Source organism: Arthrobacter sp. zg-Y1143, from assembly GCF_030125565.1.
Lineage (GTDB): Bacteria > Actinomycetota > Actinomycetes > Actinomycetales > Micrococcaceae > Arthrobacter_B.
Genome location: NZ_JASKLW010000013.1, coordinates 153,043 through 165,838, shown reverse-complemented (window position 1 = coordinate 165,838; position 12,796 = coordinate 153,043). Strand labels below are relative to the sequence as shown.

Annotated in this window: 14 protein-coding genes and 1 riboswitch; of the genes, 8 read left to right on the top strand and 6 right to left on the bottom strand. The window is 67.1% G+C overall.

Features of this window, described 5'->3' with window-relative positions; all coding sequences use genetic code 11:
* Window positions 1–18 precede the first annotated feature (18 nt).
* From QNN98_RS15115 to QNN98_RS15105, 3 genes are all read right to left on the bottom strand, one after another.
* A complete protein-coding gene (locus QNN98_RS15115) occupies window positions 19–849 on the bottom strand; it encodes an alpha/beta fold hydrolase (RefSeq protein WP_283998165.1) in 831 nt (276 codons plus the stop codon).
* Between the two features lie 164 nt (window positions 850–1,013).
* The gene (locus tag QNN98_RS15110) at window positions 1,014–1,952 is read right to left on the bottom strand and encodes a type IV toxin-antitoxin system AbiEi family antitoxin domain-containing protein (protein WP_227913920.1); all 939 of its coding nucleotides are present in this window, start codon (window positions 1,950–1,952) and stop codon (window positions 1,014–1,016) included.
* A 240-nt stretch (window positions 1,953–2,192) separates the two neighbouring features.
* On the bottom strand, window positions 2,193–2,843 hold the full coding sequence (locus QNN98_RS15105) for a VOC family protein (protein ID WP_227913921.1): 651 nt from the start codon (window positions 2,841–2,843) through the stop codon (window positions 2,193–2,195).
* A gap of 161 nt (window positions 2,844–3,004) precedes the next feature.
* A riboswitch (SAM riboswitch) is annotated at window positions 3,005–3,121 on the top strand.
* An 89-nt stretch (window positions 3,122–3,210) separates the two neighbouring features.
* Here QNN98_RS15105 and QNN98_RS15100 point away from each other — a divergent pair.
* A complete protein-coding gene (locus QNN98_RS15100; RefSeq protein ID WP_229960643.1) occupies window positions 3,211–4,527 on the top strand; it encodes a bifunctional o-acetylhomoserine/o-acetylserine sulfhydrylase in 1,317 nt (438 codons plus the stop codon).
* A 7-nt stretch (window positions 4,528–4,534) separates the two neighbouring features.
* On the top strand, window positions 4,535–5,659 hold the full coding sequence (gene metX, locus QNN98_RS15095; RefSeq protein WP_502864773.1) for a homoserine O-acetyltransferase MetX: 1,125 nt from the start codon (window positions 4,535–4,537) through the stop codon (window positions 5,657–5,659).
* Between the two features lie 13 nt (window positions 5,660–5,672).
* On the opposite strand, the gene QNN98_RS15090 is transcribed toward metX, so the two are convergent.
* Window positions 5,673–6,446 (bottom strand): VOC family protein, encoded by a 774-nt coding sequence (locus QNN98_RS15090; RefSeq protein ID WP_227913924.1) that lies wholly within the window; start codon window positions 6,444–6,446, stop codon window positions 5,673–5,675.
* Window positions 6,447–6,557: 111 nt separating this feature from the next.
* Here QNN98_RS15090 and QNN98_RS15085 point away from each other — a divergent pair, with 111 nt between their 5' ends.
* Both QNN98_RS15085 and QNN98_RS15080 read left to right on the top strand, forming a co-directional pair.
* Complete coding sequence (locus tag QNN98_RS15085; RefSeq protein WP_227927330.1) at window positions 6,558–6,980, top strand: SRPBCC family protein; 423 nt, start codon at window positions 6,558–6,560, stop codon at window positions 6,978–6,980.
* Window positions 6,981–7,010: 30 nt separating this feature from the next.
* Window positions 7,011–7,331: a hypothetical protein gene (locus QNN98_RS15080; protein ID WP_283998162.1), complete on the top strand. Its 321-nt coding sequence runs from the start codon at window positions 7,011–7,013 to the stop codon at window positions 7,329–7,331.
* Here QNN98_RS15080 and QNN98_RS15075 read toward each other — a convergent pair.
* Complete coding sequence (locus QNN98_RS15075) at window positions 7,328–8,191, bottom strand: SGNH/GDSL hydrolase family protein (protein WP_442860187.1); 864 nt, start codon at window positions 8,189–8,191, stop codon at window positions 7,328–7,330. The genes QNN98_RS15080 and QNN98_RS15075 overlap by 4 nt on opposite strands.
* 74 nt (window positions 8,192–8,265) lie before the next feature.
* Between QNN98_RS15075 and QNN98_RS15070 the strand changes: the two genes are divergently transcribed.
* Complete coding sequence (locus tag QNN98_RS15070; protein WP_283998160.1) at window positions 8,266–8,919, top strand: alpha/beta hydrolase; 654 nt, start codon at window positions 8,266–8,268, stop codon at window positions 8,917–8,919.
* Between the two features lie 36 nt (window positions 8,920–8,955).
* Here the strand turns inward: QNN98_RS15070 and QNN98_RS15065 are convergent, their stop codons facing one another.
* On the bottom strand, window positions 8,956–9,186 hold the full coding sequence (locus tag QNN98_RS15065) for an RNA-binding S4 domain-containing protein (RefSeq protein WP_227913928.1): 231 nt from the start codon (window positions 9,184–9,186) through the stop codon (window positions 8,956–8,958).
* A gap of 76 nt (window positions 9,187–9,262) precedes the next feature.
* On the opposite strand from QNN98_RS15065, the gene QNN98_RS15060 reads away from it, so the two are divergent.
* From QNN98_RS15060 to QNN98_RS15050, 3 genes are all read left to right on the top strand, one after another.
* Entirely contained in the window at window positions 9,263–10,276 is a 1,014-nt protein-coding gene (locus QNN98_RS15060; RefSeq protein WP_502864771.1) for a DMT family transporter, read from the top strand.
* A gap of 187 nt (window positions 10,277–10,463) precedes the next feature.
* Window positions 10,464–11,852: a glycine--tRNA ligase gene (locus tag QNN98_RS15055; RefSeq protein WP_283998158.1), complete on the top strand. Its 1,389-nt coding sequence runs from the start codon at window positions 10,464–10,466 to the stop codon at window positions 11,850–11,852.
* Window positions 11,852–12,757, top strand: coding sequence for a GNAT family N-acetyltransferase (locus QNN98_RS15050; RefSeq protein WP_283998156.1), 906 nt, complete (start codon window positions 11,852–11,854; stop codon window positions 12,755–12,757). The genes QNN98_RS15055 and QNN98_RS15050 overlap by 1 nt, the downstream gene beginning before the upstream one ends.
* Window positions 12,758–12,796 lie beyond the last annotated feature (39 nt).

Genomic DNA, 12,796 nt, shown 5'->3' with positions numbered 1-12,796 from the left:
AAACCGGCAGGAGAATCCCTAACCGGCAGCGGGAATCCGCAGCCAGCCCTCCATGATCCGGACGAAGGCTTCAGGTTGCTCGATCCAGGGGTAGTGTCCGCAGTCGGGCAGGAATGCGAGCTCGGCGCCGAGGGCATTGGCATACGCGCGGACGGGTCCGACGCCGGAGAGGATGTCCTCTTGGCCGCCCACCACCAAGGTGGGCGGCTGCGGCGAGGCAAGGATCCGGGCGGCGGCGTCGCCGGGGATCCGGTTGAACCAGGCCGATGCTGCGGCGAGGGTCATCGTCCCGACGCCGGAGTGCTGCCGCTCCGGTGCTGCCCAGCGGGCATATCCGGCGGGGGCCTCCACCTTCAGGGCATGCTGGAAGTCATCCTCCGTGCCGGGCTGCACCCCGGACATCGAGGTGAGGGCTGCGTCGACCAGCGGCTCGGACCGACGGTCGGCAAGATCAGGGCCGTCGTGCACCGTGCCGGTTAGCCAGGCTGCGGCCGGAGTGACCAGGGCCATTGAGCGGACGCGTCCGGGGAACTGCGCAGCGGCCGCCAGGGCCAGGCGTGTCCCTGCAGAGTGGGCGAGGATATCGAAGCCGGGCAGGCCCAGCGCATCGGCAACCGCGATGGCGTCCGCCGCGTCATTCCACCAACCGCGGGACAGTCCACCGGTCGCGGGGGTTCCCCGGGGATGGAGAACGGCAAGCGGACGCACGGCAGCCAGCCCGGCCAGGCCCACAAGGTAGGCCGGGTCGCGGCACGGTCCGCCCGGAAGCACCAGAACAGGCGGCTGGTCACCGGCGCCTTCGAGCTGCACGCATATCTGCACACCATCCGGTGCCGTGATTCTTTCCATTCGGACCAACTTACCGGTGCGGTATCTCCCTCCTGCGCCGGAAACGCTCCGGTTTGGGAAAATTCAACCGGTTTGGGAAATCCCTGCCACAGCGCAGCGGAGGGATTTCCCAAACCGGCAGGGATTTCCCAAACCGGCAGGGATTTCCCAAACCGGCAGGGAAATCAGTGCCTGCGGCGGGATTGGGGCAACCCGGCCCGGGCCAGTCGCCATGCCATGGACTCCGGGTGCTGCGGAGGTCTGCCCACGTCACGCCAGGACCAGCGGATAACGGCGGCGCCCGTTTCCCGAATAGCGTCTTCCCGGCGCTTTTCCCGCATCAGGGTGTCCCAGGACGGCGCGAGAGCTGAGCCGGCGGCCCCGTATTTCACCGCGCCGTCGAACTCGCCTACGAGACCGTGTTCTTTCCAATAGAAGTCGGTCCGGAAACGTCCTGCTGAAGTGTGGAATTCGTGCTGGAGTTCCGGAACGGGAAAACCCTGCCGGTGCAGTACTGCGCGCGAGTATGATTCCCCTGCCGACTCGGAGCGTGCGTCGGCAAAATCAATGACCCGCTGTGCTTTTGCCTGCTTTCCAGCGGCGGGCAGCGCCCGGGCCAATCCCCGCAGCTCATCCTTCGTGAGGGCAAACCGCGCAGGATCCGGACGCAGTACCCGGTCCATGGCCGGAACAGCCTGCTCAAAGGGGAGGTAGGCGGCCATGTCTATTACGGTCTGTGCCCTCGAAGTCAGGGGCACACCGTCCAGGGTGGTGACCGGCTCCAACAGTGCACGTTCGGCCCAGCGGAGTTCGCCACGGTTATGCCCATGCCTGGGCGGTACGGACAGCAGCAGAACTCCGCGTGAATTGCCAATCACGGGCAGCCCCCACATAACGGCGGCGGATTCCTGAATCAGAATCCGTTGCCCGTCACCCTGTTCCGCGGCTGCCCGGACGCGTAACCGTTGCTGTTCCCAAGGGGAGAGATTCCGCCATTGGTCTGCCTGCGCATAGACGCCGGGACGGAGCCGGACGAGTTGGCCTGCACGGCAGCGCAGGGCCAGGGATCGCCGGTCCGTTCCGAAAGCTTCGGCGTCGGCTGTGAAAATGAGCTCCGGGTCCATGCACCGAGGCTGCGTGGGCATAGGCAGGCCTGCGAGGCTAGACCCCGCTGTTGTGGAAAAACCGCAGGGCTGTGCTCCCGTGCAGGAGTGCTCGGGCCGAAGCCCCGCACTTTGTGGCAACGCCCGCACTTTGTGGCAACGCCCGCACTTTGTGGCAATCCCCGCACTGCGCGGCGCGGGAATCCGGACGCGGCGCGGGAATCCGGACGCGGCGCGGGAATCCGGACGCGGCACCCGAACCTAGATCTCGACGGGACCCTTGCTGGTGTCGAAGGTTACCGACATAACGCCCGGTGTGCCGGCCGGAGCGATCCAGGTGACTCCCAGGCCGTCCAGCGGCTCCTCGACACGGGTGCCCAGCCAGTCGCTGACCCGGGCGGCGGAACCGGCAATGGTCAGCGAGCTCAGCTTCACGGAGCCGGGCATGCCGGGAATGGCGTTGGACGGGTGCAGTGCCTCGGTCCCGTCATCCCAGCGCAGCAGGTAGGGCACCTGCGGATCGGCAATCAGGCCGTTGATGCCGATCTGCTGCCAGGTCAGCTCCTGGCCGTCCGGAAACTTCCGGTTGCCCGGCACGGAGGAACGGCCCAGCCGCTCTTCGAAGGGCGAGAGGTCATCCACCGCAACACACCAGCCCATCCAGCCGCCGCCGGATTCGGAGCGCTGGCGCACGGCCTGGCCGAAGGGGGCCTTGTCCGATGCCGGGTGGTTGAGCACCTCCACAACCTCGACGTACTGGTTGTTGGCCAGGGGGAGGATCATATTGCGGGTACCGAATCGGGGGTGGACGCCACCCTTAACGAAGTCGGCGCCGAGGGCAGCAGCAATCCTCTCGGTGGTGGCCAAAAGACCGTCAGATTCACAGGCGTAAGAAACATGATCCAAGCGCATGCGGCTCATTGTGGCACGTTGTGACCACCGTCTCGACTTAGGACCTCCTTACCGCCAATTTCAGTGCCGGCGGAAGCGAAACGGCGGATCGGGGCGCCACCGGGTTTCACGCAAAGTCATGAAGGTTGCGCTGGGCCCGGCTATCGGTTTTCATAGGTGCAGGTCATGAGTGCCAGCAGATAGCCCCGGCTTGCTGGCCGGCAACCCTCCAACCGCGGTGGGGTGCCCCGGGTGAAGACCTGGCCGTACGCCAAGAGGGCGTCCGGCAAGCGCGGGCCCCGCAGCCCTACCGGAATTCCGGTGTGCACGTTCGTGTACCCAAAACCGGAACGACGGCGTTGTGCGGCCCCTGGTATGAGGGAGCATCATGAGTGCAGATTGGTCTTTTGAAACCCGCCAGATCCACGTAGGCCAGGAGCCCGACGCCGTCACCGGCGCGCGTGCCCTGCCGATCTATCAGACGTCGTCCTTTGTGTTTCCCAGCGCTGAGGCCGCCGCGAACCGGTTCGCGCTGGCCGAACTGGAACCCATCTATACCCGGATCGGCAACCCGACCCAGGAAGCGGTGGAAAACCGGATCGCTTCCCTGGAGGGCGGCGTCGGCGCGCTGCTGCTGGCCTCGGGGCAGGCAGCGGAAACCTTTGCGCTGCTCAACGTAGCCCATGCCGGTGACCACATCGTGGCCAGTCCCAGCCTGTACGGCGGCACCTACAACCTGCTTCGGCACACGTTGAAGAAGTTCGGGATCGACACCACGTTTGTGCAGGACCCGGATGACCTTCAGCAGTGGCGGGCAGCGGTGCAGCCCAACACCAAGGCGTTCTTCGGCGAGGTGGTCTCGAACCCGCGGCAGGACGTGCTGGACCTGGAGGGCATCAGCGCCGTCGCGCACGACGCCGGCGTTCCCCTGATTGTGGACAACACCCTCGCCACGCCGTACCTGATCCGGCCGATTGAGTGGGGTGCGGACATTGTGGTGCATTCGGCCACCAAGTATCTGGGCGGGCACGGGACTTCCATTGCCGGGGTGATCGTGGATTCGGGCAACTTCGACTTCGCCGCCGACCCGGAGAAGTTCCCCGGCTTCAACACCCCCGATGAGAGCTACAACGGCCTGGTCTATGCCCGGGACCTGGGCGTGAACGGTGCGCTGGGCGCCAACCTGGCCTATATCCTCAAGGCCCGGGTGCAGCTGCTGCGTGACCTCGGTTCGGCGGTGTCCCCGTTCAACGCGTTCCTCATTGCGCAGGGACTGGAAACCCTGAGCCTGCGGGTGGAGCGGCACGTCGCCAACGCAGTCGCCGTCGCCAACTGGCTCGAGGGGCACGACGACGTCGTCTCGGTGGCGTACGCGGGTCTGGAATCCAGTCCCTGGTTTGAGCGCGGACGCAAGTATGGTCCGCGCGGCACCGGCGCGATTGTGTCCTTTGAGATCGACGGCGGGGTGGACGCCGGGAAGCGGTTTGTCGACGGACTGGAACTGCATTCCCACGTGGCCAACGTGGGGGACGTGCGCTCGCTGGTCATCCACCCGGCGTCGACCACCCACAGCCAGCTCGGTGCCGAGGCGCAGCTGGCGGCAGGGGTCAGCCCGGGGCTGGTGCGGCTGTCCGTGGGCATTGAACACATCGATGACATCCTGGCGGACCTCGATGCCGGCTTCCGGGCCGCCAAGGGAGCCTGAGCCTTCCGTGGCGATCCGGCACCCCGCTCTGCAGCACCCCGTCACCGACCGGGACGGGGTGCTGCAGTTCGCCTCCATTGGCGGACTCGACCTGGAAACGGGCGGTTACCTGCCCGACGTCGTCCTCGGTTACGAAACGTGGGGACGGCTCGACGCCGACGCCGGCAACGCAGTGTTTATTGCCCATGCGCTGACCGGCAGCACCCATGTGGCTCGGGGCGATACGGATGAACCGGGCTGGTGGGATGACCTGGTGGGGCCGGGCAAAACCGTGGACACCAACCGGTTCTATGTGGTGGCGGCGAACATGCTGGGCGGTTGCTACGGTTCCACCGGTCCCTCGTCCCCGGATCCGCAGGGACTGCCCTGGGGATCCCGGTTCCCGTTTGTCACCGTCCGCGACTCGGTGCGCGCCGAGGCACGGCTGGCCGACCTGCTCGGGATCCGGGCCTGGCACACCGTGCTGGGCGGTTCGCTCGGGGGAGCACGGGCCTTGGAATGGGCGGTTACCGAACCCGGGCGGGTGAAACGCTGCGCCGTCATTGCGGCGACGGCGGCCAGCACCGCGGAGCAGATCGCTTTTGCCCAGGCGCAGCTGGCCGCCATCCGGCTGGACCCGGCGTTCAACGGCGGGGACTACTACAACGGTGCCCCGCCGCTGGCCGGGCTCGGGCTGGCGCGGCGGATAGCCCACATCACCTACCGGTCCGAGCCGGAGCTGGAGTACCGGTTCGGGCGCAGACCGCAGGGAACCGAGGACCCCTTCGGTGCCGCGCTCCCGGCACAGAGGGGCCGCTACGCGGTGGAAAGCTACCTGGACCACCAGGCGGAAAAACTCGTGGACCGCTTTGACGCCAACACCTATCTGGTGCTCACCGAAGCGCTCGCGGGGCACGACGTCGCGCGCGGACGAGGATCCCTGCGCGGGGCACTGCGGGGGACCGGTGCCGAGTTCTTCATCGCGGCGGTCGAGTCGGACCGGCTGTACTTTCCACAGCAGTCAGCCGACCTGGCCGCGGCCCTGCCCCGGGGTACCTCCGTGCACCTGATCCGGGCACCGATAGGGCATGACGGTTTCCTGACCAACGCGCAGGAGATTGCCGGCCCGCTCCGGGCGGCGTTTTTCGCCTGAGCCGCGGGGCGGGCTAGTCTGCCTCGGCCTCCATCAGCCAGAAGGCGGCACCGGTGGGATCAGCCAGCTGGACCATCCGGCCGTAAGGGGAGTCTTCGGGCGGGGTGAGCACCGCCCCGCCCAGTTCCTCGGCCAGGTCGGCAGCGGCGTCAACGTCGGTGTGCCCGAAGTAGAGCTCCCAGTGCGAGGGGATCCCGTCGGGCAGGTCCGCGGCGCCGTCCATCACGCCGGCTACTGGCCGGCCGTTGCTCTGGACGGTGGTGTACCGGAAGTCGGCGGTATCGGAGAGGACTTCGGTCTCCCACCCGAAGACGTCCCGGTAGAACCGCAGGGCGGCCGGATAGTCGCTGGTCAGCAGCTCGTACCAGACCGGTGCCCCCGCCTCGTCGATCCGGGCGAATCCGGAATGGTCCGCCGGCTGCCAGATGCCGATGGTTCCTCCGGACGGGTCACCGAGCAGGGCCATTGATCCCTTGGTCCCCACCTGCTGCGGATCCAGCATCACCTGCCCGCCGGCCTCGGCAGCCGCATCCGCTGAACCGGCGGCATCCCCGAAAGCCAGGTATACCGTCCAGGTATCCGGGTAGGCGGTTTCGGGGGAGTTGGGCATCAGTCCGGCCACCGCCGAGCCCCGATGGAGGAAGTCGGCATACCCGCCCGGTTCGGACACAGCAGCCTCCCACCCCAGCAACCCGGCGTAAAACTCCCTGGCCCGCTGCGGGTCGGAGCTGGCCAGGTCCGCCCAGCACGGGGCGCCGGCGGGAAACGGGGCGGACACTTCGGGCATGGCAGTCCTGCTCTCGGGTGGGGGCCGGGAGTCCCAGCTATATCAACTGGGCCCGCCGGGCAACAGGGCGGTGCCCTTGCCAGCAGGGCCTATCCGTGCGAAAACAATGCCATGACTGACCGGATCCATCTGCAGGGGCGGGCCCAGTGCTCGCCGCAGGCCCTTTGGCATGCACTCGTTGACAACCGGGCGGCGTGGTGGCCGGACATGGATTTCTCGCCGCATCCCGGCTCTCCGCTGCAGGAGCGCTGGATGGAGGACGGGGTGGAGCATACGGCCAGCGGCACGGTCCTGGCCGTGGCCCCGGGCCGCCTTTTTTCCTTCCGCTGGACAGCTCCGGACTGGGAGGCGCACACAGTGGTCAGCTTTGAACTCACGCCGGCGGACGACGACGGCGGGGAGGGCAGCGCGACCGACGTCGCCGTCACCGAGAGCGGGTTCGCCGCCCTGAAATCTGGGCCGGCGTTATCCGAGGCGCACCGTGAGGGCTGGGCCTTCCATCTGGCGAACCTGATCGAGCAGGCAGAGAAGTGAGCAGGCGCGGCGCGGGTTAGTCTTGCCACCATGAGCAATGCAGCAGATGTGCCCGGCCGCCGCAGCCCGGCAGCCAGGATCCTCAAGGCCTCAATGGTCCCGCTGGCGGCAGCGGCGCTTGTGGTTGCCGGCATCGTCCTGGCCGCCACCGCACCGGTGGAGTCCTTCGGCTGGTTTGCCTACGGGCCGCTGGAGGAAGGCACCGGTCCGGGGAAGCTGCTGATGCTCACCGGACGAATGCAGCTGGGGTATCTGCTTGTGGCGGCGGGACTGCTCGCCGCTGCCTTCTGGGGCGGGTTCCGGCTGGGCCGGCGCGGGCGCACCGGCCAGCCGGCCGCGCAGAGCCGCTAGTCGGCTTCGCCGGCGCCCTGCGGCATCGGTGCCCCGAACATGGGGCCGGCCTCGGGCCGCTTGGCGGAAATACCGTCGCCGGAGGACTGGTGGCGCACCCGGCGGACCACCCAGGGCAGGAGGAATTCCCGGGCCCAGACCAGGTCCTCGGACCGGGCGGCACGCCATTTCTTGGCCTGCAGGGGTTTGGTTTCCAGCGGTTCCAGGGTGTGCGGGACATTGAGGGTGTCCAGCACCATGGCCGCAATGGTGTGATGGCCCAGCGGAGAGAAATGCAGCCGGTCCGGAGCCCACATCCGCGGATCGTTCAATTCGCGCAGCGCCCACATGTCCGCAACGACGGCGCCGTGCCGTTTGGCTACGGTCCGCAGGTTCTCGTTGTAGATGGCGGCACGGCCCCGGACACTGCTCAACACCGGAGTGTTCCCGAGGTCCGGTCCGGTAAAGAGGACCACGCCGGCACCGGCGGCGCGCAGCTGGGCCACGGCTCCGTCCATGCGTTCGGCCAGCCGGTCCGGATCGCCGCCGGGACGGATGACGTCGTTTCCGCCGGCGCAGATGGTCACCAGGTCCGGCTTCAGTGCCAGGGCCGGTTCCAGCTGCTCGTCGACAATCTGGTTGAGCAGCCGTCCGCGGATAGCCAGGTTCGCGTAAGCGAAGTCGGGCTGGCCTGACGCGAGTTCCTCGGCCACGCGGTCCGCCCACCCGCGGTTGCCGCCCGGACTGTTCGGGTCGGGATCGCCAATGCCTTCGGTGAAGGAATCGCCCATGGCAACCATCCGGGACCAGAGGTGAGCCGGCGGCTGCTGTCGTCCGGACTCGGGGGCGGGAGCGGCTTGGGACAGGTAATTTGTACTCACCGGTCAATTCTTGCAAACGGCCCGCAGGCTACGCGACCGTAGGTTGTAAATAAGGGCGTGCCAGAATTGGACCCATGACTTTCGAGAATCCCGTTGTCCTGTGGTCCAAGCCTGAAGCCGAACGCGCCGGCACTCCGCTGCTCGTCCTTTTTCACGGTCACCTGGCCAACGAGGAGGACCTCATGGGCCTCACCGACTACCTCCCGGCAGAGTTCACCATCGCCTCGGTGCGGGCCCCGCAGGCAATGGGCCCCGGCTACACCTGGTTCCCGCTGACGGCTGACGCCGACTACTCCGTGGAGGCCGTGGTGGACTCAGTATCCGCCGTGTCCAACTGGCTGGACGGCATCCGCACCGGGCACAGCAGCGTGAGCATGCTGGGCTTCTCCATGGGGATGGCCGTTGCCACCTCGCTGCTGCGCCACCGCCCCCGGGACTTCGCCGCCGTCGTCGGGCTGTCCGGTTTTGTAGTGCCGTCGCAGGACCACGCGTTCTTTTCTGACGGCGAGCTGGCGGAGCGCAAGGTCCCGTTCTTCTGGGGCCGGGACCAGGCCGACCCGGTGATCGACGCAGCCCGGATCGAATACACGCACGCCTGGCTCAATACGCACACTGCGCTGACCAAGATCCTGTACTCGAACATGGGCCACGGCATTAACATGCAGGAGCTGGGGCACGTGAAGGAATTCCTCACGCATACGGTGCTGCGCGGCGCCCGGACGTCCTAAGCCGGACGTCCCAGCGCCGCCGTCCGGGCCGAAAGGTCAGCCTTCGCGGACAATCCGGACAGTTTCACCGTTCACGGTTACTTCGTCACCGGCGTGCAGCTGCCGGCCGCGCCGCTCCTCGATGTCGCCGTTGACCTTCACCAGGCCGTCTTCGATCAGTTGCTTGGCATGGATGCCGTCTTCGGCCAGGTTCGCGAGTTTGAGCAGCTGGCCGAGGCGGATCATTTCGTCGCGGATGGGCAGGTCTTGGGCATCGGGGGAACTCATGCTTCCATTCTGCCCGATGACGACGGCGCCGGACGCAGGGGAACGGCGGGCACGCGGGCGGCGGTAGGGTGGACGCGTGCCAAATGCTGTGCGGATGTCCCCGCTGATCGGTCTGCCCTTGTCCCTCCTCGCCGGCGTCGCCATGCCGGTCCAGACGCGCGTGAACGGAACCCTCGGACAGCGGCTTGACGACGGCCTGGCCGCTGCGCTGGTCAGCTTTACCGTTGGCTTGGTAGTGATGAGCGCAATCAGCGTCATCCTTCCGCGCGGGCGCGCCGGCGCCTCCCAGTTGCTGCCTGCCCTGCGCGAACGGCGCTTTCCGCGCTACTACGTACTGGCCGGCATGATCGGCGGCTATTTTGTTCTTTCCCAGACCCTTACCGTCGCCGTGCTGGGCGTGGCCGTGTTCACGGTGGCCGCAGTCGCCGGGCAGACCCTGACCGGACTGGTGGTGGACCGGCTCGGGATCGGCCCCGCCGGTAAGAAGGCGCTGACCGTGATGCGCGTGGTGGGAGCGGTGCTGACCATTGCCGCGGTGGCCTGGGCTGTCAGCCCGAAGTTGACCGGCGGGCAGGATCCGTCCGCCTGGTTGTTGCCGGTGCTGCTGCCGCTGACGGCCGGCATGCTGATGAGTTTCCAGCAGGCCATGAACGGCACTACGGGCATGCACTACGGCACTCCCATCACGGCCACGCTGGTGAACTTCATCTCGGGCACCGTCCTGCTGGCCGTGATGTGGGGCATCAAGGTGGCTGTGTCCGGTCTGGGCAACCCGCTGCCGGGAGAATGGTGGCTGTACCTGGGCGGCCCGATGGGGTGCGTCTTTATTGGCCTGGCAGCGCTGCTGGTGCGCAGCCTGGGAGTGCTGCTGACGAGCCTCGGCCTGATCGGCGGACAGCTGATCGGCTCCCTGCTGCTCGATATTGTCTTCCCGGCCCCGGGAACCACAGTGGTGGCAGCCACGGTGCTCGGCACCCTGCTGACCCTGGCCGCCATTGTGCTGGCCACCCTGCCGTGGAACATGCCCGGCGGCGGTCCGTTCCGCCGTCGCCGTTCCTCCCGGCCGGACACCGCCGGCACGCCCCGCTGAGACGGGCAGCGACCCACCGAACGGCTCCGGTAGGTGGGCGGGCCCTGCTCGCCTTAAGCTGGTAGTTAAGCTTTGCCCGTTGGCACTGTCCCCGCATGCCCTTTGAAGCTGCGCGGACGGGCCCGGGACCACGAGCGGACCGCACCCAGCGGCCCTGTATACACGAAAAGAACGGCGGTACCATTCCATGGCTTCGACCAAATCCAAGCTGGATCCGATCATCTCCCTGGCCAAGCGCAGGGGCTTCGTTTTCCAGTCGGGTGAGATTTACGGCGGTTCCCGGTCCGCATGGGATTACGGCCCCCTGGGTGTCGAGCTCAAGGAAAACATCAAGAAGCAGTGGTGGCAGCACATGGTCCGCGGCCGCGACGACGTCGTAGGCCTGGACTCGGCCGTCATCCTGCCGCGCCAGGTCTGGGAAGCATCAGGCCACGTGGAGGTCTTCTCCGATCCGCTGGTCGAGTGCCTGAGCTGCCACAAGCGCTACCGTGCCGACCACCTCGAAGAGGCTTACGAGGAAAAGAAGGGCCACGCCCCTGAGAACGGCCTGGCCGATATTGCCTGTGCCAACTGCGGCACCAAGGGACAGTGGACCGAACCGCAGGAATTCTCCGGCCTGCTCAAGACCTTCCTGGGCCCGGTGGCCAACGAGGAAGGGATGCACTACCTGCGCCCGGAAACCGCGCAGGGCATCTTCGTGAACTTCAACAACGTGCTGACCACCTCGCGGAAGAAGCCGCCGTTCGGCATCGGCCAGATCGGCAAGAGCTTCCGCAACGAAATCACGCCGGGTAACTTCATCTTCCGCACCCGCGAGTTCGAGCAGATGGAAATGGAGTTCTTCGTTGAGCCGGGCACGGACGAGGAATGGCACAAGTACTGGATCGATAACCGCTTCAACTGGTACGTGGGCCTGGGCATCGACCCGGAAAACCTGCGGCTGTTCGAGCACCCGCTGGAAAAGCTGAGCCACTACTCCAAGGGCACCACCGACGTCGAATACCGCTTCGGCTTCCAGGGCTCCGAGTGGGGCGAGCTGGAAGGCATTGCCAACCGCACCGACTTCGACCTCGGCACGCACTCCAAGCACTCCGGCACGGACCTGAGCTACTTCAACCAGGCCACCAACGAGCGTTTCACCCCGTACGTGATTGAGCCCGCCGCCGGCCTGACCCGTTCCTTCATGGCGTTCCTGGTGGACTCCTACACCGAGGACGAGGCCCCCAACGCCAAGGGCGGAGTGGACAAGCGCACCGTCCTGAAACTGGATCCGCGCCTCGCTCCGGTCAAGGCCGCCGTGCTGCCGCTGAGCCGCAACGAGGACCTCTCGCCCAAGGCCAAGGACCTCGCCGCGCAGCTGCGCCGGAACTGGAACATCGACTTCGACGACGCCGGCGCCATTGGTCGCCGCTACCGCCGCCAGGACGAGATCGGCACCCCGTTCTGCATCACCGTGGACTTCGACACCCTCGAGGATCAGGCCGTCACCGTGCGTGAACGCGACACGATGGCCCAGGAGCGGGTGAGCCTGGACAAGGTCGAGGGCTACCTCGCCGAACGCCTGATCGGCGCGTAATGGCTCTTTCATTCCGCGAATGGCGTGAAGACGACGATCTCAAGCTGAACCAGCTCTGGGGCGATCCGGAGAGCGTGCAGGCCGGCCAGTTCCGTGCCGTGCTCCGCCCGTCCTCCAACGAACCGTGGAGCCGCTGCATTGTGGCCGAAGACGACGGTATCCCCGTGGCCGCCGGGGTGGTCTACGAGACCAGCCTGCACCCGGACCGGCTCTGGGCCTACGTGGAGGTAGCCCGGGAAAACCGTCGCGCCGGCCTCGGCAGCACCCTGCTGGGCATGCTGCGCAAGGAAGCCGAATCCGCGCCGTCGGGCGTGCGGAAGCTGCGAGCGAAGGTGGAGCCGGGCACCCCGGGCGCCAAGTTCGCCGAAGCTGCCGGGCTGAGCCCCATCCAGCGCTCGGCCGTGATTGTGGTGGAGCCGGGCAAGCTGAAACTGCCCGTTTTCACCGACGACGGTCCCCAGCTGGACGAGGCCGCCACCGGTTCGGTGGAGCTGACCTCAGCGGTGACGGAGTTCTACAACTCGGTGCACGGCTGGGACCGGGCGGACATGAACCTGGGCCGGGCCCAGCAGATGCTGCTTAATGACGCCACCGGTGCCTCCGGAGCCATTGTGCTGCGGGACAAGCCAAAGAAGGACGGCGGGAAGATTGCCGCCTTCGCGGTGAGCTACACGCAGGAACGCACTGACGAGCCTGCCGACGTGCTGGTGGGCTATGACACCACGTTGGACGACGCCGAGGCGCAGGCCGCCGTGGAGTCGCTCATCGCCATGCTGGCGTACCAGTATCCGGTGCAGCTGGAAATCGACGAGTCCATGACTGCCGTGGTCCGCGCACTGGAACCGCTGACCCGCGCCGGGGTGGCCCGGCAGGTCGGCAGCGAAACGCTGATCCTCAGCGACTAGGCGTTATCGGCGCCGAAAGCGGCGGTCCCTGCATCGAGG

Coding starts and splice junctions, on each gene's coding strand:
- QNN98_RS15055 (WP_283998158.1), top strand. CDS start 10,464: ATGGCTTCGACCAAATCCAAGCTGGATCCGATCATCTCCCTGGCCAAG.
- QNN98_RS15100 (WP_229960643.1), top strand. CDS start 3,211: ATGAGTGCAGATTGGTCTTTTGAAACCCGCCAGATCCACGTAGGCCAG.
- QNN98_RS15090 (WP_227913924.1), bottom strand. CDS start 6,446: ATGCCCGAAGTGTCCGCCCCGTTTCCCGCCGGCGCCCCGTGCTGGGCG.
- QNN98_RS15105 (WP_227913921.1), bottom strand. CDS start 2,843: ATGCGCTTGGATCATGTTTCTTACGCCTGTGAATCTGACGGTCTTTTG.
- QNN98_RS15050 (WP_283998156.1), top strand. CDS start 11,852: ATGGCTCTTTCATTCCGCGAATGGCGTGAAGACGACGATCTCAAGCTG.
- QNN98_RS15085 (WP_227927330.1), top strand. CDS start 6,558: ATGACTGACCGGATCCATCTGCAGGGGCGGGCCCAGTGCTCGCCGCAG.
- QNN98_RS15065 (WP_227913928.1), bottom strand. CDS start 9,186: ATGAGTTCCCCCGATGCCCAAGACCTGCCCATCCGCGACGAAATGATC.
- QNN98_RS15080 (WP_283998162.1), top strand. CDS start 7,011: ATGAGCAATGCAGCAGATGTGCCCGGCCGCCGCAGCCCGGCAGCCAGG.
- QNN98_RS15110 (WP_227913920.1), bottom strand. CDS start 1,952: ATGGACCCGGAGCTCATTTTCACAGCCGACGCCGAAGCTTTCGGAACG.
- QNN98_RS15115 (WP_283998165.1), bottom strand. CDS start 849: ATGGAAAGAATCACGGCACCGGATGGTGTGCAGATATGCGTGCAGCTC.
- QNN98_RS15070 (WP_283998160.1), top strand. CDS start 8,266: ATGACTTTCGAGAATCCCGTTGTCCTGTGGTCCAAGCCTGAAGCCGAA.